The organism is Psychrobacter sp. JCM 18900 (assembly GCF_904846625.1).
Lineage (GTDB): Bacteria > Pseudomonadota > Gammaproteobacteria > Pseudomonadales > Moraxellaceae > Psychrobacter.
This window is the reverse complement of sequence record NZ_CAJHBL010000002.1, coordinates 114,022-139,589: the sequence shown is the minus strand read 5'-3', so window position 1 is coordinate 139,589 and position 25,568 is coordinate 114,022. Positions and strand designations below refer to the sequence as shown.

At 43.1% G+C, this 25,568-nt stretch carries 21 protein-coding genes and 1 other RNA gene; 11 read left to right on the top strand and 11 right to left on the bottom strand.

The window, feature by feature from the left end; genetic code table 11:
* Window positions 1-309: 309 nt before the first annotated feature.
* From JMX96_RS03530 to JMX96_RS03510, 5 genes are all read left to right on the top strand, one after another.
* On the top strand, window positions 310-1,023 hold the full coding sequence (locus JMX96_RS03530) for an FFLEELY motif protein (RefSeq protein ID WP_201567368.1): 714 nt from the start codon (window positions 310-312) through the stop codon (window positions 1,021-1,023).
* 87 nt (window positions 1,024-1,110) lie between these two features.
* On the top strand, window positions 1,111-2,214 hold the full coding sequence (ubiE, locus tag JMX96_RS03525; protein ID WP_413786730.1) for a bifunctional demethylmenaquinone methyltransferase/2-methoxy-6-polyprenyl-1,4-benzoquinol methylase UbiE: 1,104 nt from the start codon (window positions 1,111-1,113) through the stop codon (window positions 2,212-2,214).
* Window positions 2,215-2,331: 117 nt separating this feature from the next.
* Window positions 2,332-3,036, top strand: a complete 705-nt coding sequence (locus JMX96_RS03520; RefSeq protein WP_114700361.1) for an SCP2 domain-containing protein — start codon at window positions 2,332-2,334, stop codon at window positions 3,034-3,036.
* A gap of 102 nt (window positions 3,037-3,138) precedes the next feature.
* Entirely contained in the window at window positions 3,139-4,800 is a 1,662-nt protein-coding gene (locus JMX96_RS03515; RefSeq protein WP_201567366.1) for an ABC1 kinase family protein, read from the top strand.
* 96 nt (window positions 4,801-4,896) lie between these two features.
* On the top strand, window positions 4,897-6,324 hold the full coding sequence (locus tag JMX96_RS03510; protein ID WP_201567364.1) for an FAD-binding oxidoreductase: 1,428 nt from the start codon (window positions 4,897-4,899) through the stop codon (window positions 6,322-6,324).
* Window positions 6,325-6,429: 105 nt separating this feature from the next.
* Here the strand turns inward: JMX96_RS03510 and ruvB are convergent, their stop codons facing one another.
* The 5 genes from ruvB to JMX96_RS03485 all read right to left on the bottom strand — a co-directional run bounded on the left by ruvB (window position 6,430) and on the right by JMX96_RS03485 (window position 11,596).
* Window positions 6,430-7,413 (bottom strand): Holliday junction branch migration DNA helicase RuvB, encoded by a 984-nt coding sequence (ruvB, locus tag JMX96_RS03505; RefSeq protein ID WP_057760949.1) that lies wholly within the window; start codon window positions 7,411-7,413, stop codon window positions 6,430-6,432.
* 175 nt (window positions 7,414-7,588) lie between these two features.
* The gene (gene ruvA / locus JMX96_RS03500) at window positions 7,589-8,209 is read right to left on the bottom strand and encodes a Holliday junction branch migration protein RuvA (protein WP_201567362.1); all 621 of its coding nucleotides are present in this window, start codon (window positions 8,207-8,209) and stop codon (window positions 7,589-7,591) included.
* A gap of 78 nt (window positions 8,210-8,287) precedes the next feature.
* Entirely contained in the window at window positions 8,288-9,325 is a 1,038-nt protein-coding gene (gene fba, locus JMX96_RS03495; RefSeq protein ID WP_057760953.1) for a class II fructose-bisphosphate aldolase, read from the bottom strand.
* A gap of 412 nt (window positions 9,326-9,737) precedes the next feature.
* The gene (locus tag JMX96_RS03490; RefSeq protein WP_201567361.1) at window positions 9,738-10,124 is read right to left on the bottom strand and encodes a hypothetical protein; all 387 of its coding nucleotides are present in this window, start codon (window positions 10,122-10,124) and stop codon (window positions 9,738-9,740) included.
* A gap of 257 nt (window positions 10,125-10,381) precedes the next feature.
* A complete protein-coding gene (locus JMX96_RS03485) occupies window positions 10,382-11,596 on the bottom strand; it encodes a phosphoglycerate kinase (RefSeq protein ID WP_201567360.1) in 1,215 nt (404 codons plus the stop codon).
* 507 nt (window positions 11,597-12,103) lie between these two features.
* On the opposite strand from JMX96_RS03485, the gene JMX96_RS03480 reads away from it, so the two are divergent.
* On the top strand, window positions 12,104-12,433 hold the full coding sequence (locus tag JMX96_RS03480; RefSeq protein ID WP_102090459.1) for a TraR/DksA family transcriptional regulator: 330 nt from the start codon (window positions 12,104-12,106) through the stop codon (window positions 12,431-12,433).
* A 65-nt stretch (window positions 12,434-12,498) separates the two neighbouring features.
* Here JMX96_RS03480 and JMX96_RS03475 read toward each other — a convergent pair whose 3' ends face one another.
* Together JMX96_RS03475 and JMX96_RS03470 are read right to left on the bottom strand one after the other, a co-directional pair.
* Complete coding sequence (locus JMX96_RS03475; protein ID WP_201567359.1) at window positions 12,499-13,167, bottom strand: thiamine phosphate synthase; 669 nt, start codon at window positions 13,165-13,167, stop codon at window positions 12,499-12,501.
* 87 nt (window positions 13,168-13,254) lie between these two features.
* Complete coding sequence (locus JMX96_RS03470; protein ID WP_057760963.1) at window positions 13,255-14,337, bottom strand: serine hydrolase; 1,083 nt, start codon at window positions 14,335-14,337, stop codon at window positions 13,255-13,257.
* A 393-nt stretch (window positions 14,338-14,730) separates the two neighbouring features.
* Here JMX96_RS03470 and JMX96_RS03465 point away from each other — a divergent pair, with 393 nt between their 5' ends.
* From JMX96_RS03465 to JMX96_RS03455, 3 genes are all read left to right on the top strand, one after another.
* The gene (locus JMX96_RS03465) at window positions 14,731-15,366 is read left to right on the top strand and encodes a response regulator (protein WP_102092927.1); all 636 of its coding nucleotides are present in this window, start codon (window positions 14,731-14,733) and stop codon (window positions 15,364-15,366) included.
* 33 nt (window positions 15,367-15,399) lie between these two features.
* A complete protein-coding gene (locus JMX96_RS03460; RefSeq protein WP_201567358.1) occupies window positions 15,400-17,157 on the top strand; it encodes a sensor histidine kinase in 1,758 nt (585 codons plus the stop codon).
* A gap of 78 nt (window positions 17,158-17,235) precedes the next feature.
* Window positions 17,236-18,948, top strand: a complete 1,713-nt coding sequence (locus JMX96_RS03455) for a sigma-54-dependent transcriptional regulator (protein WP_201567357.1) — start codon at window positions 17,236-17,238, stop codon at window positions 18,946-18,948.
* 74 nt (window positions 18,949-19,022) lie between these two features.
* Here the strand turns inward: JMX96_RS03455 and JMX96_RS03450 are convergent, their stop codons facing one another.
* Window positions 19,023-20,492 (bottom strand): S41 family peptidase, encoded by a 1,470-nt coding sequence (locus JMX96_RS03450; RefSeq protein ID WP_201567356.1) that lies wholly within the window; start codon window positions 20,490-20,492, stop codon window positions 19,023-19,025.
* A 234-nt stretch (window positions 20,493-20,726) separates the two neighbouring features.
* Window positions 20,727-22,385: a 2,3-bisphosphoglycerate-independent phosphoglycerate mutase gene (gene gpmI, locus JMX96_RS03445; protein WP_201567354.1), complete on the bottom strand. Its 1,659-nt coding sequence runs from the start codon at window positions 22,383-22,385 to the stop codon at window positions 20,727-20,729.
* A gap of 247 nt (window positions 22,386-22,632) precedes the next feature.
* Here gpmI and ssrS point away from each other — a divergent pair.
* Window positions 22,633-22,828, top strand: a non-coding RNA gene (gene ssrS / locus JMX96_RS03440) — 6S RNA.
* Between the two features lie 106 nt (window positions 22,829-22,934).
* Here ssrS and JMX96_RS03435 read toward each other — a convergent pair.
* Window positions 22,935-23,567, bottom strand: coding sequence for an FxsA family protein (locus JMX96_RS03435; protein WP_201567352.1), 633 nt, complete (start codon window positions 23,565-23,567; stop codon window positions 22,935-22,937).
* A gap of 259 nt (window positions 23,568-23,826) precedes the next feature.
* On the opposite strand from JMX96_RS03435, the gene ruvC reads away from it, so the two are divergent.
* Window positions 23,827-24,411, top strand: a complete 585-nt coding sequence (ruvC, locus tag JMX96_RS03430) for a crossover junction endodeoxyribonuclease RuvC (protein ID WP_057760973.1) — start codon at window positions 23,827-23,829, stop codon at window positions 24,409-24,411.
* A gap of 161 nt (window positions 24,412-24,572) precedes the next feature.
* On the opposite strand, the gene JMX96_RS03425 is transcribed toward ruvC, so the two are convergent.
* On the bottom strand, window positions 24,573-25,523 hold the full coding sequence (locus JMX96_RS03425) for an META domain-containing protein (RefSeq protein ID WP_201567350.1): 951 nt from the start codon (window positions 25,521-25,523) through the stop codon (window positions 24,573-24,575).
* Window positions 25,524-25,568 lie beyond the last annotated feature (45 nt).

The window sequence follows — 25,568 nt, the reverse complement described above, 5'->3', positions numbered from 1 at the left end:
CTATTATTGTTGTTGGGCTGCTTTACCGTTGAATGACTTATGGGATAGCTATTAATAGGACAACTTTCCATATTTCGACCTCATCACTCATTTTTATCTCATTTAATCATAGCACTGCACCAATCGAGTAAATAATATTGCTGTGTAACAGATTGGTATTTGTATTCTTAATTATTTTCTTTTAAGGTGAACACAATTTTGGGTATAGGATAGAACAGTTGTTGAAAACCTTATAACCCTGAATCACAATACTTAAAACAACCATACTCAAATTTGATCACCCTATTTACTTCTACAGGATTCACTGCCATGACCGCTTTAGCTGATTTACAACAGCATTTAACACGTTTTTGGGCGATGCCTCATCACCAAGATGATGAGTTAAATGCTAAGCTCAAAGAAGTACAATCATGGCAACAAGCTCGTCTCCAGCAGACGCATCGTGAGCTATTTGAACAACCCAAAAACCAGCTAATGGCAGATTACTTCCTCACCCAACTGTATGGCGGTGAAGAATTCAAGTTATTGGCAGAGCAGTTAGCACGTATTCTGCCAAAAGCAAAAAAGCTAGAACGTCTTGCCAAAGAGTCAGCTCTAGAGGCTGGTAGCATGGGTATCCAAGCAGCGATTTTTGCCATTGAGCTAGATCTGCATTTAGCCCAGTGGTTGCTCGCTCAAGATTTGCCAGTGAATGAAGAAAACATGCTAGCCGCCTATCGTACTGTCGATGAAGAAGACGAGCGCCGAGTTCAGATTGCCAATCTAAAAGACGTCTGCTATCGCACGGACAAACATCTAAATTCGTTTATGCTCAAAAAAGCCTTTGCACTAGCAAAAAGTACAGCCTATCGTCATGGCTACCAGCCGCTTTATGATTTTATTGATACAGGATTTAAGGCCATGAAACCTCTGAGCAGCGTCAGCGATTTTATTGAGCCGTTCTGCAAGCGTGAACTGTCCATTATCGATCAGGTTCATGATACGGATAATGGCAGTAAGCCGGTAGCGTTTGGTGTATCATAAGGTCAATATGCTAAACAGCCAATTGATGCTTACTATTTAACGACTTCCTCCGATAAAGACAATCATAAAAATAAATTCTAGGACAACATGATGACTGATAATTCAAAAGATAGCAGCGCTCCTTCTAATCAAGCCACAACGACTAATGGTCATTTGCAAGACAAACTGGTAAAAGACAGCATTGCTCATAATCAGCAGATTAGCGCGCAGATATTACGTAACCAAACAACCAATGTCGTGCCGAGCAAGAATAATAGCGTTGCTAATGACGACAATAGCGACTTTACTAAAGTTCAAGATCTACCAACTGGAACGCCGCAAGGCCAACAAACTACTATGCCAAACAACGATCAAACGACTCGCACAAACCCTTCAGAGCAAACCATAAAACAAACGCTATTCAATCAGCGTGATGATATCAATAATCCGCACACGCCTGAAACAGACGGCAACGAGCAGACGCATTTTGGCTATAAGACAGTCAATAAAGCAGAAAAACAAGCACGTGTGGCTGACGTATTTACCTCTGTTGCCAAAAAATACGACATCATGAATGACTTGATGTCATTTGGTATTCATCGTCTATGGAAGCGCTATGCGATTAGTCTATCAGGCGTGCGTGCTGGTCAGCATGTCCTTGATATCGCTGGTGGTACGGGCGATTTGGCCAAAGTATTTAGCCGTGAAGTCGGTAGAAATGGCCACGTGGTACTATCTGATATCAATGCTGCGATGTTAGAAGTGGGCCGTGAGCGCTTGATCAATGCTGGTTGTAACAACGTCGATTTTGTATTGGCGAACGCTGAAACGTTGGCCCCTTTTGATGACGAAAGCTTTGATTTGGTCACCATTAGCTTTGGTTTGCGTAACGTCACAGACAAAGATGCCGCGCTAAAATCTATGTATCGCGTCCTAAAGCCAGGCGGTCGTCTATTGATTTTAGAATTCTCCAAGCCAGTATTTGAGCCGCTCTCTAAAGCCTATGATTTGTATTCATTTACCGCACTGCCAGTAATGGGTAAGTTAATTGCTAATGATGCTGAAAGTTATCAGTATTTAGCTGAGTCAATTCGTATGCATCCTGATCAGCAGACACTTAAGCAGATGATGCAACAAGCTGGGTTTGAGAACTGTGATTATCATAACTTGACTGCTGGTATCGTGGCTGTCCATCGCGGCTTTAAAGCATAACATAAAGTACGATTGGCAAGACTATTACGTTTAACAGACCCTATTGAACCTAACACGAACACACGATGCGCTGATGCAGCTAATGCGAAGGCGCTCACTTACCGATGCGAGAGCCTTATGCTGACTGTCCTTCTATTAGCTGGAGCCGAAAAGCTAATTAACATTGCCATTGCTAGTGATGAGATTACCAAAGCAGGTTTAGCGCCGCTTGCAGGTAAGGTGTTACGTCTTAATATGGGAATGCCTGAAATTCATTTAGACATCTTGTTTACTCAAGAGCGTTTGCGCTTTGAGCCGGTCACGACGGATAGCGTGTTTGAGCCAAGTGGCCAGATGAATGAGCGCCAAAAAGCCAGCATGGAACGCGCACGTTTTGGTCATAGTCGTCCAGACTGTACTATCACTGTAGATAATGCCGCTCAACTGCTTAATCTAATGCGCGGTGCGGAAGGCAACTTGCCAATCGCTGGTGATTACAAGGTGCTAATGCAGCTCAAACAACTGGTTGCAGGGTTTGATCCTGATGTGGCTGGACAGCTTGAACCGTTTATCGGTAAACCCATGGCTAGCCAGTTACATCTTCTTATCTCTCAGCTCAAAGGTAGCTGGCGTCATAGTGCCAAACGTGCTTTTGATGACGTTAGTGATTGGGCCAATGAAGTGGCTGGTAATAGCACACCTGACCCTATCGAGGTGGCTGAAGTAAATGATCTTAAACAGCAACTGTTAAAATTACGTGCGGACGTCGAACGAGAAGCAGCCAAACTTGCTGCTATCAAAGAAGAGCAAGCGCAGTTTCTTAATAACTCGTTTCATCAATAGCCGATTGCATCCATCATAAATGAATGCTATTACCGATGGCACTATTTATGATTAAGCGCAGCGCTTACCCCATTTTCGTCTTTGTTTAGAGTACCTAACCTCATGCTATTATCGCACCGCGCTCGTCTACTTGAGCTTTGGCGTATCGCCGCAATGTATCGCCTTGATACCCATTTTTCTATCGAAGAAGCACCGCAGCTGCAACCTTTGGCGCGATTAATTCGCATTCATCCAGCAGCATGGGGCAAAAAGCACCAACCAAATGCGATTAAGTATGCGCTTGAGGACATGGGTACGCTGTTTTTGAAACTTGGCCAGTTACTCTCAACGCGTCGCGACTTGGTACCGCCTGAGATTATCGCTCAGTTGATTCAGTTGCAAGACAAAGTTAAGCCTTTCGACGCTGATATTGCTGTCGCTCAAATTCAACATTCTAAACATGGTCTTGGCCAGTCCATTGAAACCTTGTTTGCTCGATTCGATATCAAGCCGTTAGCGGCTGCTTCTATCGCTCAAGTTCACACAGCTGCCCTACATGATGGGCGTGAAGTCGTGGTAAAAGTGGTTCGCCCCGATATTCGCACTGTGATTGTTTCTGATTTTGAGCTACTGCGAGAATTGGCAAGTTGGGCATCTGCGCGTATTGAGGCGGCACGTGCCATCCATATCATTGATATTGTCGAAGACTATCGGCAAGTCATGCTCAATGAGCTTGATTTGACACTTGAGGCTGATAATACTACTCAGATGCGTAATAACTTCTTGGGTTCAGCACTGATGTATGTGCCTGAAGTTTACGACGCTGCCAAAAACGTGATGGTCATGGAGCGTATCCAAGGTGTCCCTATCTCACAAGTTGAGATGTTTGATCAGTTAGGTTATGACCGTGCAGCGCTTGCAGAAAAAGGCCTAACGATATTTTTTACCCAAGTCTTCCGTGATAACTTCTTTCATGCTGATATGCATCCAGGCAATGTGTTCGTAGAGACGCCACCTGTGCAAACCTTACATGCAGGTATGGAAGCAGTGGATTTAGGCCATGAACCACGTTATATCGGGCTTGATTGCGCCATCATGGGCACTTTATCAAAAGACGATCAGCTCATCGTGGCGCGGATGTTACTTGCCGTGATGAACAATAACTTTACCGCTGTGGTTGATATTGTTAGCCGTGCAGGTTGGATACCACCAAATGCTGATAAGCATGCCCTGATGCGTGATATGAAACGTACCGTCGGCCCTATGCTACAAAAGTCAATCGATGATATCGACTTTGCTGGCGTACTGATGCAGATTTTGGACATTGCGCGTAGACATCATATGAGTATCCCACCGCAGCTGATGCTTCTGCTAAAAACCTTGGTCCATGTGGAAGGACTCGGTCGTGATTTATATCCTGATCTAGACATTTGGTCACTTGCCAAACCAATTCTAAGCAGTTGGATTAAAGAGCAGTTAGATCCTATGCGTAATCTACAGCAACTGCGCCAACAACTGCCTGAAATGCTACTCTCTACCACTGATATTCCTAAACTATTAGATCAAGGACTACAAAGCCTTGCCTCACAGGGCTCTCGTCAGGACAGTCAACTACGTGAAATACAGCAAATTCGTGCTGACATGTTAAATGACCGTCGCCGCGATTGGTTGGCACTTGCAGGGTTTGCTATTTTTATCGCTATCGCTACGCAAGTTATCGGTTGGCTATCACCTATATTTTATATACTGGCTGTTCTGATAGTTGTTTGGCGTATCCTAATTTAATTACAAAAGAACAAATGTCTGTTATTAAAGCATATTAAGTGGATATTGAATATGCTAAGTTAATGCTAAATAGTCGCATTATCTATAGGAGCACTAATGTCATCGTTGCCACTGTCACAGACCCATAATACTAATAAACCAGACTATAGTGAGGCTATCACAGCTTTTCAGGAACGTTTTGGTAAACAACTGAGTGTGAACGCTACAGTTCGTGAGCAGCATGGCCATACCATGACGTGGTTAGCCAATCAGCCGCCAGATGCAGTATTAACAGTACAGGACAAACAAGAAGTAGCTGCGGCCGTTGAAATTTGTCATCAGCATCAAATGCCAGTGATTGCTTTTGGTATCGGTTCTTCTTTGGAAGGACAATTAAATGCTCCCTATGGTGGATTGTGCATCGATATGCATGCGATGGATGCTATTTTACAGGTCAATAATGAAGATTTGACTGTTACCGTTCAGCCCGGCGTGACGCGTGAGCAGCTAAACCACTATCTGCGTGATACAGGACTGTTTTTTCCGATAGACCCCGGTGCCAATGCCAGTATTGGCGGCATGGTAGCCACTCGTGCCTCAGGTACTAATGCGGTGCGTTATGGCACTATGAAAGATGTGGTACTCGCATTAGAAGTAGTGACCGCAAGTGGCGATATCGTACGAACAGGCACACGCGCTAAGAAGTCTGCGGCCGGTTATGATTTGACACGCTTGATGATAGGCTCAGAAGGTACACTTGGTATTGTCACTGAGGTCACGCTGAAACTATTTGGTATTAGCGAGTGTATAGGCAGCGGCGTTTGTCATTTTTCGACCATCGAAGATGCTTGCCAGGCAGTAATGCTGACTATTCAGATGTGCTTGCCTATTGCTCGTATCGAGCTGCTTGATGCAATGCAAATCAAAGCATGTAATCAATATGCCAATCTCGATTTGACTGAAATGCCTACGCTATTTGTTGAATTTCACGGTACAGAGGCAAGCGTTGCTGAACAGGCGCAAATGTTTGCTGATATTATCGAAGAGTTTGATGGTCGTGATTTTGCTTGGGATACCAATGAAGCTGAGCGTAAACGTCTCTGGCAGGCAAGACACAATGCTTATCATGCTAGCTGTGCGTTACGTCCTGAGACAAGCGCCCTATCGACTGACGCTTGCGTACCTATTTCGCGCTTGGCAGAATGTGTCAGCGCCACTGCAAAAGATATTGAAGCATCAGGGATGATTGGACCAATTGTAGGTCATGTAGGCGACGGTAACTTTCATGTTTTATTATTGGTCGATACCAATAATCCTGAAGAGGTAGCTACTGCTGAGGGTATTATCGGTCGTCTCGCCACGCGGGCTATCGAGATGGATGGTACTTGTACGGGTGAGCACGGGATCGGACAAGGCAAACAAAAATACATGCAGCAAGAACATGGTAATGCGCTGATACTTATGGAGGCTATCAAAGCAGCCCTCGACCCTAAAAACATCCTTAATCCAGGGAAGATATGGCCTGAGGCTTTATCTATTTCCTAATACTATTAGAAAAACTAAAACCGTACTAAAACCAAAGCAATAGCCAAAAAGAATGCGCCTACTTCTAATCAAAAGCAGGCGCATTTTTCTATTGAATACTGATTACTATAGCATCTGGTCGATTGCCATCTGTGTCAGTACGCGGCCACGAGCAGTACGCAGCACATAACCTTGTTGAATCAGATACGGCTCAATCACATCTTCAAGCGTACCACGGTCTTCAGCCATCGCTGCTGCCACTGCCTCAACACCAGCAGGACCACCATCGAAGCGCTCATGCAATATTTCGATATAGCGTCTGTCTAGATGATCAAGACCACGTCTATCCACTGCCAGCATATCTAGCGCGCTACCTGCAATCGCGCCATTAATACTACCGTCGCCTCTTACCTCGGCATAGTCACGCACGCGGCGTAATAGGCGGTTAGCAATCCTTGGTGTACCGCGGGCACGGCGCGCAATCTCTACAGCCCCATCTTCACTCATTGGTACACGCATTAGACGTGCGGCGCGACTGACAATCGTCGTTAGATCAGCGATATTGTAAAATTCAAGGCGCTGTACAATCCCAAAACGGTCACGTAGCGGTGACGTCAGTAGCCCTGCTCTAGTCGTTGCTGCTACCAAGGTAAACGGTGGCAAGTCAAGCTTGATAGAACGCGCAGCAGGCCCTTCACCAATCATAATATCCAATTGGAAATCTTCCATCGCTGGATAAAGTATCTCTTCAATAACCGAGCTCAGACGGTGAATTTCATCAATAAACAGTACGTCACCCGCTTCTAGATTGGTCAGCATGGCCGCCAAATCTCCTGGGCGTTCAAGTACAGGCCCTGAAGTAGAACGTAAATTACCACCCATCTCACGAGCGATAATATTGGCGAGGGTCGTCTTGCCCAGACCCGGTGGACCAAATATAAGTGTGTGATCTAGCGCTTCGTCACGGCCACGAGCAGCACCGATGAACACTTCCATCTGCTCACGTACCACCGGCTGACCAATATACTCAGCCAATAATGCTGGTCGGATATTGGCATCAGGAGCGTCACTTGCACCTTCTAGCGGATTAATTAAACGATCTTGCGTCATAGAATTTATCATTATATTAAAAAATTAGTTAACAAATAGCATAACCAAACGCTGCGCATAAGTCATGCAAAACCTGATTAAGCGAACACTAAAACGAAAATAAGCGACATTTAATGTCGCTTATTACTTTGATACATTATGTGGTTGTCATCGATAGACGGCTAATTAATATGAATTAAAAGCCAGATAGCTGCTGCAAAGTAGCTTTTAACAAGCCTTGAGTATCAGCAAAAGTATCTCCTTTACTTTTAGCAGCCTTGATCGCTAGCTGAGCTTCTTTTTCTTTGTAGCCCAAGCTAATCAACGCGCCTTCTACTTCAGCGATGATACTACCTTCGTGAGAAATCGTAGTTTCCTGAGGCGTCAATTCAAACGCACCATTATCAATGTCGATATTCTTCAGCTTATCTTTTAGCTCAATTAATAAGCGTTGCGCCGTCTTTTTACCGATACCTGGGATACGAGTCAATGCTGTCTCCGACTCTTGCTCGACGTGCATCTTTAGCTCAGCTGCTGACATTGCAGACAGCATAGCCAAGGCCATTTTTGCCCCAACCCCGTTAATTTTAATTAACTGGCGAAAAACATCACGCTCTTTTCGATCGATAAAGCCATAGAGCAACTGGGCATCTTCGCGAACATGGAAATGTGTCCAAATGCTGGCTTGTTCATTAAGCTGTAACTGACAAAATGAAGGCAATGGCAGTTCGATATCATAACCCACACCCGAGGTCGTCATGATACAAGCCGTCGGTGCCATCAAGTACTGCACCTGTCCGGTAATCAATCCAATCATTATTTACGACCTCTTATGTGGAATATTATAAAATCAGCTGCTACTTCATGATTAACAACTACGTTCTACAACACAGTCTTATTGGTAAAAATTCACCATACCTTCAAGACTGGTTGGACGAATTTTGTGTGCTTGACCTGCAGAACCAAACGCTTCAAAACGATTGGTACAGATATCTGACATCGCTACCATAGACGCTTTGAAGTATTTACGCGGATCGAATTCACTTGGATTTTTTGCAAGGAATTCACGGATAGCACCAGTTGATGCCAGACGTAAATCCGTATCGATGTTTACTTTGCGAACACCATGTTTGATCGCTTCAACGATTTGCTCAACTGGCACGCCATAAGTTTCGCCGATATCACCGCCGTTTTCATTAATAACTTTTAGCCATTCTTGTGGCACTGATGAAGAACCATGCATGACAAGATGGGTATTAGGAATACGGGCATGAATCTCTTTTACACGCTCAATAGATAAGATATCGCCTGTCGGTGGACGTGTGAACTTATAGGCACCATGGCTAGTACCGATAGCAATCGCTAACGCATCGACATTGGTATCTTTTACAAACTGCTCAGCTTCATCAGCACTGGTCAAGAGCTGCTCATGATCCAATACGCCTTCAGCGCCAGAACCATCTTCTTCACCAGCCATACCGGTTTCAAGGCTACCTAGGCAACCGATTTCGCCTTCTACAGAGACGCCGCAAGCATGAGCCATCTTAACAACTTCGCGCGTAACGCTAGCATTGTAGTCATAGTCCATTGGCGTTTTGCCATCTTCACCAAGTGAGCCGTCCATCATCACTGATGAGAAACCTAACTGGATTGAGCGTTGGCAGATAGCTGGTGACATGCCATGATCTTGATGCATCACCACTGGAATATGTGGCCATTCTTCGATCGCAGCGATAATCAAATGACGCAAAAATGCTGACCCTGCATAGTTACGTGCGCCTGCACTGGCTTGGACAATAACAGGTGAATCACAAGCATCCGCAGCCATCATGATTGCACGCATTTGCTCTAAGTTATTGACGTTAAAGGCAGGAACACCATAGCTGTGTTCAGCGGCATGATCTAGAAGTTGACGTAAGGATATTAGGGCCATAAGACGCTCTCTGATTAGATTTTGAATAGTATTTTAAAAAACAGCTTGGTAGCAATCATTTCACTGTATATTCGACCATACTGACAGTATATAAGTTAGTAAAAGTCTGAATGATATTGGATATGATTACCACGCGGTGATTATAGCAAAAATTGTTCTGTCTTCGTAGCAGTTGACCGACTATTTGTCAGTCTATACCGTCTCTTGATAACAGTTTAATTTTATAAACTGTCACTTTATAAACTGCCACAACGACATACAACGCAAAAAGCCTTGGCAATCACCAAGGCTTTTCTAGTATTTTGAGGCTTATAAAGCAATGACTATTCTTAAAGGTTACATATCAATCGATAGCTTCCCAGTAAATCAGTCATTATAGTGCTTAGTTAATAGTGCTTAGTTATCGCGTAGCTTAGTACTGCTGCTCTGCATCAACTGCAACATCATTTGCGCCATCAGCGACAGCGTTAGCGCCATCAGCAACAGCTTCAGCAGTATTTTCGACCGCTGTGTTAGTGCTTTCAGCAATGGCATCGCCAGTGTTTTCTAGAGCGTCTGTCGCAGCTGCACCAGCAGTGTCAGCGCCTTCAGCAACTTCTGTACCAGCGTCTTGAGCAGCAGCTTCAGCTTCAGCAGCAGCAGCGTCTGTTTCAGCGGCAGCAGCATCAGCGTTTGCAGCAGCATCATCGCCAGCAGATTCAACAGCAGCTTCAGTGTTTTCTTCTGTTTGTTGGCTACATGCAGTGATTGCAAAGGTACCAGCAAGTACGCTAGCAAGTAATAAATGACGTTTTAACATAATAAACCTCTCGTAAATAATGCATGTCAAAATACATGGTCGCGCTATTCTATAGAGTGCGAATCAGACATGCAATAATAATTTTCAGTATATAGATAAATAATTACTGCTTAATAATACTCAATGGCTATTTGACTTACTTATGCTAATAAAAACAAGCAAATCAACAGTCAAAATATTATTTTTACAGACTACCTTAGTTATTTAAAGTTAGTTGTACGTCTAATGTTACTAAGCTACAGAGTATCGTTAATTAGTTAGGCATCTATTTGCAGTGCAGCAACTGCCGGAAGTACTTTACCTTCAACAAACTCTAAAAACGCACCACCACCTGTTGACATATAGCTCACACCGTTAGCAACTTGATATTTATCGATAGCTGCTAACGTATCACCGCCGCCCGCGATAGAGAAACCATCGCTGTCTCTTACCGCAGTAGCTAATATCTGTGTGCCTTGCCCGAAAGCATCAACTTCAAAGACACCCACTGGACCATTCCACAAGATAGTTTTTGCATTAATAATGGCATCAGCAAGCTGCTTTGCGCTTTCTGGTGCGATGTCCAATATCATGTCATTGTCACCAATCGCATCAACTGATTTGATCGTTGCGGTGGCTTTTTGCAATGAGCCAGTAAAGTCAGCGAAATCGATGTCATTTTTATCAGCGACGACGACGTACTCAGGCAGCAAAATTTCAGTCTTGATCATAATGTCACGTGCAGTATCGAGTAAATCTGCTTCATACAACGAGGCGCCAATACTGTGACCTTGTGCTGCTAAGAAAGTATTAGCAATACCGCCACCAACGATAATCTGTGTGCAAACTTCAGCCAAGCTGTGTAGCACTTCTAATTTGGTTGATACTTTTGACCCACCAACGATAGCAAGCATTGGTTGTGCTGGTGTTTCAAGCGCTAGGCTCAAAGCATCAAGTTCGGCGGCTAACAATGGCCCTGCACAAACGGTTTTGTCTGCTTGATGCATTGCTTGCGTAACGCCTTCTGTTGAAGCCTGTGCACGGTGCGCTGTACCAAAAGCATCCATCACAAACACATCGCACAAATCAGCGTACTTTTTCGCTAGCGTGGCATCGTTTTTCTTTTCACCGTCATTGAAGCGTACATTTTCTAATAGAACCACTTCGCCAGATTTTACATTGGCACCTTGGGTAAGATAATCACTATTAAGACGTACAGGTGTCGATAGTTGCGAGCTTAATTTATCCGTCAAATAGTCAGCAACTGGTGCCAATGAGTATACAGTTTCAGGACTGCCTTCTGTTGGGCGGCCTAAATGTGAGCAAACAATTACCGCAGCGCCTTTTTCGAGCGCCATTTTGATGGTAGGAAGACTGGCTTGCAAGCGCGCATCGCTCGTGACCTTACCGTCCTTAATAGGCACATTTAAATCTTCTCGGATCAACACCACTTTATCCGTTAAGTTCAACTCACTCATACGCAAAAAATTCATTACCTGCTCCTATGCATCAATATATCTGTTAATTTGCGATTACTGTCGTTACTGATATAACCATTATAGTCAGCTCTATATAAATCAGATTCAGTGCTAAACTCGATCAATCCACTATTTTGTAGCACTCTCGCTCGTCTGTCTTATAATCACGCTATCTTATAGCCAAGCTATATAGTCACTATCAGCTTTATTACTTTTTAATGTTTTTTTTAACGCTTGGCTCTGACACTTATCAAGCCACTCTGGTGAGTTGATCAAATAAGCAGAATTCAGCGGCGGTGTATTCTACCAGTTTTCTAGCGCAGTCTCACAAGCAACCTAACACAAATTTCAGCACGTTTAAGATATTTAGTCTATATTCTCAGAGCATTATTCGATGGCAACAATTGCAGTTGCTAGCTTTAAGCATAGTCAATAAACCGTAACATTTCGTGGTGGTACTCAGCAGTCAAGCTCTTTATGATAGAAACATTGACAATAAAAATAATCTATTAGGAGAAAACAATGAGCATCAACTTAGACACTGCGAAACAAAACCTATTAAAATTAAAAGATGAGTACGAATCTCGAATTGATAAGATAGAAGATCATATTCAGAATCCGCAAGATGATCTCAATGAACACTGGGAAGATCAGGCCATATCCTATCGTCAAAACGACATGCGTAAAAACTTGATGAGTGAGGCACGTCAAAGCTTAATCTATGTCGAAAATGCATTAGGTCGGATTGAGAACGGTACTTATGGCGAGTGTGAAGTCTGCGGTGAACAGATCGAAGAGCAACGCTTAGAAGCGCTACCCTATGCTACCTTATGTATGGAACACGCTGAGTAGCGCTGTCATATTAGTACTCTACTGTAAGACTATTGCTACTCTAAAACCTCTCTAATAAGAGTACTTCAAGTAGGTATTTTCCATTTAGAAAATGCCTGCTGCCACTCACAACAGCGCTGAGCTATGTCTGCTGCTGGCAAATCTATGATATCCCCGACTACTGCTACAAGCGCAATGGGCAAATCTACTAAATCTGAGACATTTTCTGCGGTTAACCCCCCTATCACACAGATTGGTATGCCTTGCTGACACCCTTCCACAAGCTGCTGACGTGAAATGATATTAGCATTTGGCTTAGTTGTAGAAGTAAATACAGCACCCATCGCAGCATAGCTTGCACCATCATTTTTTGCTTCTTTAATCAGTGCTATATCACCATGACAGGTACGACCAATTATTTGATGTGGCAATAGAGACTGTAGAGCATCACCGATACTGCCGTCTGTTTGACCAAGATGTACCCCAACGCCAAGTTTTTCGGCTAACTTCACGTCATCATTAATAACAACTGGCACGTGATACGTTTTAGCTAACTCAACAATTTTTTGCGCCTCATCAAAGAGCTTCAAAGCTCCATCAGGCAGATTAAGAATTTGCTTACGACGAATTTGTAATAGCGCAATTAACCCTGTCGACAAGGCTGCCTCTAGCTTTTGATATAACAGCTCGAACTCATCATCGTTGGTCAATAGATATAGCTTAGGTGTAGGAGAAGAGAATAGTGAATGACCCATAGCATGTATCCTTAATTCTTAAATTCAACACAATAAAAAAGCTGTTATATGATATAACAGCTTTTTTATACATTTAGAACCGATAGCTTATACTGTACGGCGTGTAGCCAAACTATTTAAGATATTTTTAGCATCGCCCCAACGTGTTGCTGAGCTGTTTGCACCTAAGATAACGATAATCGCAGGACGGTTATTGACCCGAGTTTCCATTACCACACAACGTCCGGCTTCATTAATAAATCCTGTCTTAGAAATCCCGATTGGATAGCTGCCGTCACGAACCAACGTGCTGGTATTACTGGCTTTATAGGTACGGTTACCACTTGAGTAATTTGAGACAAAAAAGTCATAGCTCTTAGTGGTAGAAAAACGACGAATCACATCATAGTTACCAGCGGCACGTACCATCTTAACCAAATCTTTTGAAGAAGCTACGTTACGCTTATCAAGTCCAGTTGGATCACCAAAAAATGCCGTATTCATGCCCAAATCTTGCGCTTTACGATTCATTGCACGCATAAAGGCATCATAGCCACCTGGGTAATTACGCGCTAAACTCTTCGCTGCTGGATTTTCAGACTTCATCAACGCCATCAATAGCATCTCAGCGCGGTTTAAACGATCACCTGATTTCAAACGCGAGCTTGCACGCTTAGGACCAACAAAATCCTCTGGATCAAGCGTGATTTCTTCACGCATATCAAGGCCTGCATCCAATACAACCATCGCCGTCATAACTTTAGTGATACTGGCCATGGGACGCGCGATATCAGCATCTTTTTCGTAGATAGATTCGCCAGTTTCAGCATCGATCACCGCAACGCTACGTGAATCCGTGCTAATCGGAATCATATCGCTACTACCAAACGCCCCACGATAGGTTGTGTTATAGCGAGCACTATTGGTGTTATTACTACTAGCAAAACTATTAGTATTCGTAATATTGGTAGTACCATAGCCATTATCGACTTTCTTAATAGCAGAGCCATTAGACTTGTACATAATATTGCGGGCTTCAGACAAACTATCAGCGCCGCCCCAACTCAGGCGTGCACTAGAGGCAGTGTCAGTGCTACCATTAATTGTAAGTGCGGCTTGTGCAACACTGCCCAAACTCAATGAAATCATAGCAGCGATCAATTGCTGTTTGGTTAATGGTAGTTGCTTCATTATGCCTCCTGCTGTCGCTATTACGCCAGTTACATATTGTCTGACGCCAAAAACGTACGTAGCGTTTATAGATGTGTTTGTAAGTACTCACATAGAGCTTTTGTATTTTTAGTGTATCATGGTTTACATTTAAGTTTAATCTATCAAACTGATTTAGTAGTTTTTTTTGGCTTCATTCAAACTTTGCTACAACCAATTTATATTCTAGAAACATCAATTCACACTGCAGCAATATAATTTAACTTCGAATGTTATGATTACTCGTATTTTGTTATATTAATCGGCGGTATTTTGAATATACAAAGATAAAAACAATGGTTGAAATATATTCATTTTTTATACTATCTGGACCTAATAAAGCGTTCATTCTGACAATCAATAAAGAGTATGGTTATGATTAAAGTATTAGTGGTAGATGATCATGATTTGGTACGGATGGGTATTAGCCGTATGTTGTCAGACAGCCCCGATATCGAAGTGGTAGGTGAAGCAGACAGCGGTGACATGGCTATTAAACAAGCCAAACAACTACATCCTGATGTGATTTTGCTAGACGTCAATATGCCGAATATTGGCGGGCTCGAAGCAACCAAACGTCTGATACAACTCGACATAGGTATCAAGATTTTGGCTGTCAGTAGTATGTCTGCACAGCCCTATCCTTCAATGCTGATCAAAGCAGGTGTTAATGGTTACATTACCAAAGGCACGCCACTTGATGAAATGATACGTGCGGTCAAAAAGATTTATCAGGGAGGTCGCTACTTCAGTCAAGATGTCGCTGAACAGTTAGCAGATGTTCTATTGTCTGATAATGCCAACTCACCTTTCGACTTATTAAGTGATAGAGAAAAACAAGTGGCGATGATGGTTGTTAATTGTCAGAGCCCTCAGCAAATAGCCGATCAATTGTTTGTTAGCGTCAAGACTATTAATACATATCGCTACCGTATTTATGAGAAAGTTGGGGTTGATAGTGATGTTAAATTAACTCATTTGGCCATTCGTCATGGTCTGATTCAACCATAAACCATTTAGCGTTTATTTTATTACGGCCAGTTTATGAACCCTGCTACCAATCTGAGCTCTGCCATTACTCGTTATGTTCATCATGACGATACGCTTCCTCTGCCGCAGTTGCGTAAGTTGGGGCTGATTTATAGCAGCTATCGCTTCGTCGTTAGCCTATTCTCTATGCTCATGCTATACATTTCTGCTCGTACCGGTGATAGCGCGTCTTTACCGAGTTTTTTACAACAAACAACTCTAAGCTTTTACGTACTACTAAGTTTAATACTGCTTGGATTATTTTATGTTGTTAGAAAACATATGCGCCGGCAGCTCGCATTCGGACTAGCGTTAGACGTTATTATATTAAGTCTGCTGCTCTACACGACAGGCAATCCTGATTTGCAGTTAACCATGCTATACATGGTAGTCGTAGCGGCCAGCTTTATGCTACTACATGGCTCACAAGCGCTGGTTATTACTTTACTTGCCATCATTCTCGTTATTTATCAGCAATTTTTTTACGCTATTGCTAATAGCATGAGTCTAGCTAATTTAGGTGATGCGCTACTGATGTCAGCGAGCTTTTTAGCAGTAGGCGGTTTGAGCTGGTCTATCTCTCAGCGATTGGTACAGCTTGAAAAGGTCGCGGCAAACCATGCTAGGGAAGTTGAGCGACTAAACGTGATTAATCAAGAGGTTATCACGCAGATGGTAAATGGTGTTATCGTTATCGATAAGCAACATATTGTCTTAGCAAATCTTGCCGCACATCAGTTACTGAGCCTTTCTCTTGTCACGCCCACCACAGCGCAGAATACCTTTGAAGATGTGAAAGAGACTCAAAACAAAGCGCTTCTCTCTAATTTCGAGCAGCAACTCAATAAGCAGCATTCACAGTTGTTTAATGCCTGCTTGTCGGTAGCATCTGGGCAGTCACGCGCTTTTACCTACGACGTGCCAGCTGTGGCAAATGCCTCAATATTTGGCAAATTACGTGTACAAATTATTCCACTAAAAGACGATAGTAAGCTTGTCATATTAGAAGACTTACGCCGTGAGCAAGCCAGTGCTCAACAGTTGAAACTGGCTTCTTTAGGGCAATTAACTGCCAGTATTGCCCATGAAATCAGAAACCCATTAGCAGCGATATCGCAAGCCAGTCAGCTATTAATGGAAGATGTTGCAGAACAAATGGAAGATGACAGTGCATTAACAAGTGAATCGAATGCTGCCATGACCGGCAACCATGAGCTTTATGAAATGATATTTTCACAAACAAAACGTGTAAACCGTATCATCGAAGATATTTTAAAGCTGTCTCGTCAGCAGACGGCTACCCAGCAGGTGCTCGAATTGGCTGAATGGATGCCATCGTTTTTGAAGAATTACTTTCAAGGACACGACATTTTTCTACGAATAAAAACCAAACCCATCATATCATTTGATACTCATCAGTTAGAGCAGATATTAATCAACCTAATCAATAATGGCCTGCGTTATAGCAGCTATGCTCATCCTCACGCTTATGTGGAAATCGACATTTACTGCGCAGACAACGATGTTATAATCGATATATTAGATAATGGTAATGGTGTTAGTGCTGGAAATTTAGAACTTTTGTTCGATCCGTTTTTTACAACAGATAAAGCTGGTACAGGACTGGGGCTCTATTTATCACAAGCATTTTGTGAAGCCAATCAAGCACGTTTACTCTACATTCCTGAACATGAGAAAACATGCTTTCGATTAATTGTACCTTCTATTAAGTCTGATAATAAATTTCAAACTATCGAAGAAAACCTTTCCTAAATTTATCCTTCGAAAACTATTACACCTATTTAGACCTAGCTATTGATTTTATAGCCATAAAATACGATGAGATGATGTATGACAACAACCGCGCTAGTCGTCGATGATGAAGTAGATTTATGTCGATTGATGCAAATTACCTTGACTAAAATGGGTATCAAAAGTGATGTGGCTTATACATTGTCGCAAGCAAGAACATTTTGGCAAGACAATGACTACGATTTTTGTCTGACGGACTTAAAACTGCCAGATGGCTCGGGACTGGAGCTGGTAAAAGAAATTAGCAATAGCTCTAATATTCCAATAGCGGTGATTACGGCTCATGGCAGCATGGATTTGGCTATTGAGGCATTAAAGCTTGGTGCCTTCGATTTTGTCAATAAGCCGCTAGAACTACCACGTTTGCGCCAACTGGTAGAGAATGCCCTAAAAGTTATTCATCAGGATAACGAAGTACAGGCTGCACCGGAATGCTCTCCTGAACAAAAAATGCTAGATAGTAGATTGATTGGTAATTCTGCTGTCATGCATCCCCTTAAAAACACTATTTTAAAGCTAGCGCGCTCACAGGCACCTGTGTTTTTATCGGGCGCTTCTGGCACAGGTAAAGAAGTGGTCGCCAGATTGATCCATGATTTAAGTCCACGGCGTGATGGCAGCTTTGTACCAGTAAACTGCGGTGCAATACCATCGGAGTTAATGGAGTCGGAGTTTTTTGGTCATAAAAAGGGTAGCTTTACAGGGGCTGTCGCTGACAAACAGGGGTTATTCCAACAAGCCAATGGCGGCACGTTATTTTTAGATGAAGTAGCGGATTTACCTTTAGCCATGCAGGTTAAATTGTTACGTGCCATTCAAGAAAAAACAGTAAGGGCAATTGGTGATACAAAAGAAGTTCCAGTAGACATCCGCATTTTGTCTGCCACTCACAAAGACCTGAGCCAATTGGTACAGGATGGTGCATTTCGACAAGATTTGTATTATCGCATCAATGTTATTGAGCTAAAGCTTCCAACGCTTAATGCACGTCGTGATGACATCCCTGTGTTGGCAGACCACTTTTTGGCTATGATTGCTGACGACTGGCAACTAGAGTCGCCGCCGTCATTGACGATGGAAGCCTGCGAACGCCTACAACGTCACGATTTTGCGGGTAATGTCCGTGAACTGCGCAACTTGTTGGAGCGTGCAGTTACGTTAGCTGAAACCTCACACATTGACGTTAGTCATTTAGGTCTTCCTGACATTGAACCTGAGCTTGTAAATACACAAGAGCAAGATCATAGCTCAGCTATCGATAGCTCTGAGCCACCTGCTCGTAACGTAGAAAATCAAATAGACGTTCAATCTACAGCCCAATCAACAAAGGACGGTGAGCAAGCCATTCAATCTAGCAATATGGCAACGCCGGTTGAGCAAAGGGTGACCAATTTACACCCTTATCGTACTAACAACAACCACTACCCTTCAATGGTACAGCATTCGTCAGCTAGTAATGACAGTTCGTCAACCAACGTAGCAAGTACTCATGACAAAGAGTCGCTCCTTGACTCCACCGCCCAACAAGAAACCGCTCAAGACATATCATGTTTACAAGAATTGTTTGACGGTCAATTACCGCCTCAAGGGTTAGAGCATTATTTGCAGGAACAGGAAAAGCAGCTGATTATCACAGCACTCAAACAAACTGGCTGGAACAAAACCCAAGCAGCTGAATTATTAGGAACCACCTTTCGCTCTTTACGCTACCGTATGAAAAAGCTCGAAATTTCTGAAGATGCGTCTGATTAGCTTCTGTTAAGCGACATCTTCAAATATTTTTAAGCGTTGAATGGTATGTGCTGTTAATTAATTGCTACGAAAATCTATTCTTTCGTAGCATTTTTTCTAACAAAGCGAATGCCAGAATCAAGTGCGCGCGCCTTTACTAATGCTAAAGCTTGCTGCTCCCACGTGTTCTCGCTGCCTGATAAGGTCACATCAGGTTCTACGCCGATCTCATCTATTTGTTTGCCTGCTGCCGTCATATAATTGGCCACAGTCAATTTAACGGCTTGCTCATCGTTTAACGGTATGACCGATTGTACTGAGCCCTTACCATAGCTAACTTCACCGATAATAGTAGCGCGTTTTTGTGCTTGTAAACTACTGGCAAGCACCTCTGCCGCTGATGCTGAATAGCGGTTTTGTAATACCACTAAAGGCAAAGGTCTAAGTATCGCATCACCTTGGGTCGATAGTACCCGTGATTTATTTTGACGTGCTTGCACCTGCACTATATCAGTATCATCCATAAATAAACTGGCCACGCTCACTGCCGATGTCAGTACGCCACCTGGATTATCACGCATATCTAGTAAAATGCCTGATATCGGAGCGTTTAAGTTAATTAAACCTTCTAGTAATTTTTCACGGCTGTTGTTTTGAAACGCCGGTAATTTAACAATAGCAATGCCATCGACCAGTTTGGTCTCGACAATCTGCGGATGACTATTATTACGCTGCAACGTCGTTGTGTGCTTACGGCGACCAGCTTTGGAAGTGATAATATCTACCTGCGTACCGGCAATACCTGTCAAAAGCTGCTCAACATCATTGACCTGTCGTCCTTCGTCTAGCTTAAATTCATCAACCTGATGCAAATAATCACCAACTGCGATGCCTTTTTTGTCTGCAGGTGAGTCGTCGATAACTTCTGTCACGACCCAATACCCCGCCTCTGGCTGGTAATTAACCTTAATACCAATATCACCAACGTCGCCCTCAGTAAAAGCACGCAGGTTCTCATAGGCTTCTGCGTCCAAAAACTCAGCATGGCTATCAAGCTTGGTCAGCATACCGCTCATCGCATTGCTAAATAACTCTTCGTCATTGACTGCATCGACGTATTGACGGCGTACTAAATCCACCACAGCCACAAATGTCTTTAGCGTCTCAGGAGAGATAGCATTTAGCGATACTTGTGCGACCTCTGCTGGAATCTCCGTATCAATATCATCAGCATCATCTGTCAGCGCGCTTTCATCTGGCACACTATCTATCGAGTCATCTGGCTCATCAGCGACATCTAACATATCAGCAATGTTAGATAAGTTATCAGCGTCGTTTTCATCCGCTATCTCATCTGCATTCAAACTGATGAGCTGTAGACCATTCGTAGGATTATCATTATTTGTAGAAGCTCCCACTGCTGCTTGTACATTTACGCTAATCGCACAACCAAGCACACCTATTAAAATTGCAGGCTGCAAAACCTTGGACACGACTGATGCCCTCCCTACTGATTTACTTAACTCTTTGGATAAAAAAGAACGTGCAAAAGAAATAGGCTGCATAAAAGAACTCATTTGAATAATAGAGAATACGAATTTATCGTTATATAGCGATTTATAAGATAGCACCAAACGCATATTTCGAACTAGCATAGTATTGCAAGTAAATTAAGTAAAATGTATCACAAAAAAAGGAAAGGATAATAGGTTATCCTTTCCTTTTTGATATCTTCTGGTACAGCTGTCAAGTCAGTATAAACCACAGTCATTCAAGTACTGTGTTTTAATTCGACTGGCCTAGACTGCTGGAACCAATAAGCTTTCACCTGTCATTTCGGTAGGGGCGTCAACATTCATCAATGATAAAATAGTCGGTGCCACATCACTGAGTTTACCGCCACGGCGTACTTGCAACTTTTGCTCACCTACGTAAATTAATGGTACATGTTCTGTCGTATGCTGTGTATGTACTTGTCCGCTTTCATAGTCTTGCATCTGCTCACAGTTACCATGATCGGCTGTGATAAGCATATCACCACCAGCAGCTCGGACTGCTGACTCGATACGGCCAACGCATACATCCAAAGCCTCTACCGCTTTTACCGCTGCATCAAAGATACCCGTGTGCCCAACCATATCACCATTGGCATAATTGACCACCAATACATCATACTTACCAGACTCAATTGCCTCTACTAATTTATCAGTGACTTCAGGCGCGCTCATCTCAGGCTGTAGATCATAAGTTGCAACGTCTGGAGATGGCACTAATATACGGGTTTCACCCTGATACTCTTCTTCGCGGCCACCACTAAAGAAAAACGTCACATGCGCATATTTTTCAGTTTCAGCGATTCGAAGCTGTGTTTTTCCTTGATCTTGCAAGTACTCTCCCAATGTATTGGCCAAAGACGTTGGGTAGTAAGCAATGCTGGTTTTTGGATTGTCAGCTAGGACATCGGAATACTTAGTTAGCATCACAAATGCCGCCAGTTTTGGCTGTTTTTGACGTGCAAATCCAGAAAACTCATGATCTGGCAAGACAAACGCTTGGGCAAGCTCACGAGCACGGTCAGCACGGAAATTCATAAAGATAAGTGCGTCGTTATCATTAACAGTATATGGCACTTCATCACGTCCAATTACGGTCGTTGGACTGACAAACTCATCGGTCTCACGCGCTTTATAAGCAGCTTGGACAGCGCCGTCTGCCCGTGTCGATAGACGATCAGCTTTACCTTCAGTAATCAGCTCATAGGCTTTTTGCACTCTATCCCAACGATTGTCGCGATCCATTGCATAGTAGCGTCCGATGATACTTGCAATCTGTACGCGGCCACCTTCGTAATGAGCATTCAACTTATTGATATAGTCGCGCAGACGATTGATGTACTTATCAGCAGATTTAGGCGGGGTATCACGGCCATCTAAGAAACAATGAATAAAGACATTCTTGGCACCATGGACCAATGCTGAATGACACATGCCTTCGATATGGTCTTGATGTGAATGGACGCCGCCATCAGAGAGCAAGCCCATAATATGGACATTACCGCCACGCTCATTGGCCGCTTTTACGGCATTGACCAATGCTTCGTTCTTATAAAATTCACGATTGGCAAGCTCACTTGAGATACGAGTTGAGTCCTGATACAGAACGCGACCTGCCCCTAAATTCATGTGACCGACTTCTGAATTACCAAACTGTCCATCAGGCAAACCAACATCTTCCCCTGAAGCTGAAATCAGCCCATGAGGATATTGCTGATAAATCTTGTCTAAATTTGGCATATTGGCGGCAGCGATGGCGTTATCTTTATCTTCTTCACGATGACCAAAGCCGTCCAATATCATCAAGACATGCGGTATTTTTTTATTCTGTGCACCGTCTTGGTTATTGCTAAGCTGTGTCTTATTATTATCAATAGAGTCTGATGCTTGTTGGGTACTGGTCATATATTACCGCTCCTCGAGTGAATGAACGCCTATAATGCTGTGTAAGGGAATATAAAGCCCTCTATATTAACACACATCTTGAAATAGCTGAAAAACTGAGCATTTTCCGTGAGTTTATGAATAATTTTATAGGGTTATCTTATGATGATTTTTCTAGATAAGGCGATACGAATGCAGTCAACCAACCAAGCTACGTATCAATCTGTAATTCAGACTTGCAATCACTCTTTTCATTGGTTAAGATAAAACTATTCTGAAGTGTTGGCTAGTAGATGTTTATTCCCTGAGCCGATAATGCTTTACCAGGATGTGGTACCTATTGTCTCATTGTGTATGCCTGCACCGCTTGCGGTGTATCAGGAAACCTGCAGAGATGATGACGCATCCGCCCTGAACTTCACGGTTCATGGGTCACCATCTTACAGCGGCACTTCGGTTGTTTCATTCGGTTAGTAAATATATTTCTTATAATTTATTTACTACCACTAAAAAGCCCCTTTCGTCATCGACGAGAGGGGCTTTTTTTATGCTTATGATTTAACTAAATAGTTATTCGTCATTAGCAGATTTAGTAATCTTTTTCACATCTTTAGGGATGTTTTTAGCAGTACCATCAACCGTAGTATGTTGTTTAAACACATCACCAAATGGGTTTTGCTGCTGTTGACCAAATGGATTCTGGCCATTCATGCCACCTGCGCCACCGAACGGGTTTTGACCGCCCATGCCACCAGCCCCGCCAAATGGGTTTTGACCGCCGCCCATTTGACCACCCATCTGCTTGGCCATCATTTCCATCATTTTCTGCTGATTATTCATGACGTAATTATTGGCCAAGTCTTTTAGCTTTTTCTGCACAGGTGGCAATACTACCAACAACGCCATCAAGTCACTAAGTACCCCAGGAATAAGCAACAAAATACCTGCAGCTGCCATCGCGATACTCTTAATCATCGTGGTCTCTGGCGGACGCATCGCAGGGTTCATCATGCCACCAGCTTTCATTTGCTGTGCCATTGGATTAAGAGCAGCCATACCTTTGCGCATCAAGGAGATACCGATAACCGCGGCGATAATAAACCATATAAACACCCACCAGCCGCTCATAAACTGAGCAAGCAAATACCACAGTAGCATCTCGATAATAAACCAAACGATGGCTATACCAACTATCTGACCCATAAAGTGTCGTCCTATAAAATAAAAACCAATAAATTGAGCGCCATGAAAATTAAAATGGCTAACATATGATGTATATGGGGATTGGTTGCTATACTATCAAACTTAAGGCTGATTTTTAAGCCATATAGTCGGTACAATATAATTTGGACACAAGGAAGGCGAACGTCAGTACTACGAATAGTAGGCTAAGCGAGTCTGACTCCGTATCCGATTTATATAGGATTGAATATAAAATGACAGGTAAGTAAGACGGAATATTATGGCAATTATTATAGGAATTGATCCAGGGTCACGCATGACGGGTTATGGGATAGTACAGCAGACAGGTGACAAGCTGACCTATATCGATGCAGGGACGATTCGCACAGATACCAAAGAGATGCCTGAACGCCTCAAGCGTATCTTTAATGGACTAACCCGTATCACACAGCATCATTTAAAATACGCAGACGAGCCTATATATACAGCGATTGAGCAAGTATTTATGGCAGAAAACCCTGACTCCGCACTTAAGCTTGGGCAAGCACGAGGTGCAGCGATTGCAGCGATGGTTGCACTAGATTTAGAAGTATCAGAATATACGGCTCGGCAAATCAAACAAGCCGTCTGTGGCTATGGAGCGGCGGCCAAAGAACAAGTACAGGAGATGGTGTGCCGGATATTAGCGTTAGAAGTCGTACCGCAACAAGATGCTGCCGATGGTCTTGCCTGCGCCATCTGTCATGCTCACTCAAGCCATTCAATGAACAAACTGATATTGAATAGCGCCATGCGTGGTCGCGGTGCTTCTAAAAAGAAAGGCCGTTGGCGTTTGACCGAAGAAGATTTGGGTAACTTACGTTAAAGATCAGCGTTAAAATAGTGAGGCGTTAAGATAGCGAGGTGTTGAAGCAGAAAAGCGTCAAAATAGATAAACGGCAAAGTAGACACCCCACAAAAAACACGCGCTACTAGACGCGTGTTTTTTATAACTATGAGCATTTCAAATGCTCAAACTATAGTAGGCTACTCTACAACTGCACTTTCAATGACAGCATCTAGTATATAAGCATACTTTTCATCAGCAGTATCATCTTTAGTTGGCTCATTAGCCTCTGATAATTCATCGATGTTTAGCGGATAGCGTTGTAAGCGCAGCACTTCCTCATGCGTATTATCATGCTGATAGCCATCGATTTCACCAACGAATACTCGCCACTGTCCTTCGTGAGTTTTAATGCCCTGATCATTATAAGTAATAGGCTTAACTTGTAGACACTGCTCAGAGTTACCTGCTTCGCAAGGTACTGTTTCGGAGTTTACTGCCCAAAATACTGTTTCACCCTTACTGTTATATTTCGCTTGTGCAGTGAACCTACCATTCCATACTAAAGTCACATCATCGTCAGTAAACTGGGTCAATACTGGATTATCGCCTTGATCAATTTTGAACTCACTACTGCCCTGCATCAACGTATTCAAGGTGTTTTCTGCCATATCTAGCTCACCACAAGACATCTTCGTACTCATACCCTCTTCAGTGGTTACGGTATGCCCTTTTAGCTGATAGCCAGCACTAATCGTATTACAGCCTACGCTATAGCTTAACGTGTCTTGCCCTTGATACTGGTTGAATGCAAGCGTTACCTGACTGTTGATATTCGCAAATTCAGCCATAGGTTGTTCATTGGCGTCAACAGCATTTACTAACGTCCAACGATGATGAGATAAGGTGGTCTTCAGCTTGTCTTGAGCGGTTAATTCAACAGGTTCAGATTCGTCTGATGTAGGGCCCATACTAGATACGAGACCTTCACTTACGGCTGAGTCTGTCATCTCGCCAGCTTCAGCACCCTGCGATGTATCATTCTCGCTAGACGCCGCTTCTTTTTGACACGCACTTAGCATCAGACTAACTGCCATCATACTGGGTAATAGCAGTAATTTTAACGTTGGCTTATTTCGGCTACCTACCATATTACATACCTCTTAGTAAGCTTGTACAACTTATCTCGCGTACCA

Excerpts from the sequence above, each read along its gene's own strand:
- ubiE (WP_413786730.1), top strand. The coding sequence starts at position 1,111 with ATGATGACTGATAATTCAAAAGATAGCAGCGCTCCTTCTAATCAAGCC.
- JMX96_RS03475 (WP_201567359.1), bottom strand. The coding sequence starts at position 13,167 with ATGGGTCATTCACTATTCTCTTCTCCTACACCTAAGCTATATCTATTG.
- JMX96_RS03450 (WP_201567356.1), bottom strand. The coding sequence starts at position 20,492 with ATGCAGCCTATTTCTTTTGCACGTTCTTTTTTATCCAAAGAGTTAAGT.
- ruvC (WP_057760973.1), top strand. The coding sequence starts at position 23,827 with ATGGCAATTATTATAGGAATTGATCCAGGGTCACGCATGACGGGTTAT.
- JMX96_RS03510 (WP_201567364.1), top strand. The coding sequence starts at position 4,897 with ATGTCATCGTTGCCACTGTCACAGACCCATAATACTAATAAACCAGAC.
- JMX96_RS03515 (WP_201567366.1), top strand. The coding sequence starts at position 3,139 with ATGCTATTATCGCACCGCGCTCGTCTACTTGAGCTTTGGCGTATCGCC.
- JMX96_RS03530 (WP_201567368.1), top strand. The coding sequence starts at position 310 with ATGACCGCTTTAGCTGATTTACAACAGCATTTAACACGTTTTTGGGCG.
- JMX96_RS03490 (WP_201567361.1), bottom strand. The coding sequence starts at position 10,124 with ATGTTAAAACGTCATTTATTACTTGCTAGCGTACTTGCTGGTACCTTT.
- JMX96_RS03520 (WP_114700361.1), top strand. The coding sequence starts at position 2,332 with ATGCTGACTGTCCTTCTATTAGCTGGAGCCGAAAAGCTAATTAACATT.
- JMX96_RS03425 (WP_201567350.1), bottom strand. The coding sequence starts at position 25,523 with ATGGTAGGTAGCCGAAATAAGCCAACGTTAAAATTACTGCTATTACCC.
- JMX96_RS03460 (WP_201567358.1), top strand. The coding sequence starts at position 15,400 with ATGAACCCTGCTACCAATCTGAGCTCTGCCATTACTCGTTATGTTCAT.
- fba (WP_057760953.1), bottom strand. The coding sequence starts at position 9,325 with ATGGCCCTAATATCCTTACGTCAACTTCTAGATCATGCCGCTGAACAC.
- JMX96_RS03465 (WP_102092927.1), top strand. The coding sequence starts at position 14,731 with ATGATTAAAGTATTAGTGGTAGATGATCATGATTTGGTACGGATGGGT.
- JMX96_RS03455 (WP_201567357.1), top strand. The coding sequence starts at position 17,236 with ATGACAACAACCGCGCTAGTCGTCGATGATGAAGTAGATTTATGTCGA.
- ruvB (WP_057760949.1), bottom strand. The coding sequence starts at position 7,413 with ATGACGCAAGATCGTTTAATTAATCCGCTAGAAGGTGCAAGTGACGCT.
- JMX96_RS03435 (WP_201567352.1), bottom strand. The coding sequence starts at position 23,567 with ATGGGTCAGATAGTTGGTATAGCCATCGTTTGGTTTATTATCGAGATG.
- JMX96_RS03480 (WP_102090459.1), top strand. The coding sequence starts at position 12,104 with ATGAGCATCAACTTAGACACTGCGAAACAAAACCTATTAAAATTAAAA.
- JMX96_RS03485 (WP_201567360.1), bottom strand. The coding sequence starts at position 11,596 with ATGAATTTTTTGCGTATGAGTGAGTTGAACTTAACGGATAAAGTGGTG.
- ruvA (WP_201567362.1), bottom strand. The coding sequence starts at position 8,209 with ATGATTGGATTGATTACCGGACAGGTGCAGTACTTGATGGCACCGACG.
- gpmI (WP_201567354.1), bottom strand. The coding sequence starts at position 22,385 with ATGACCAGTACCCAACAAGCATCAGACTCTATTGATAATAATAAGACA.
- JMX96_RS03470 (WP_057760963.1), bottom strand. The coding sequence starts at position 14,337 with ATGAAGCAACTACCATTAACCAAACAGCAATTGATCGCTGCTATGATT.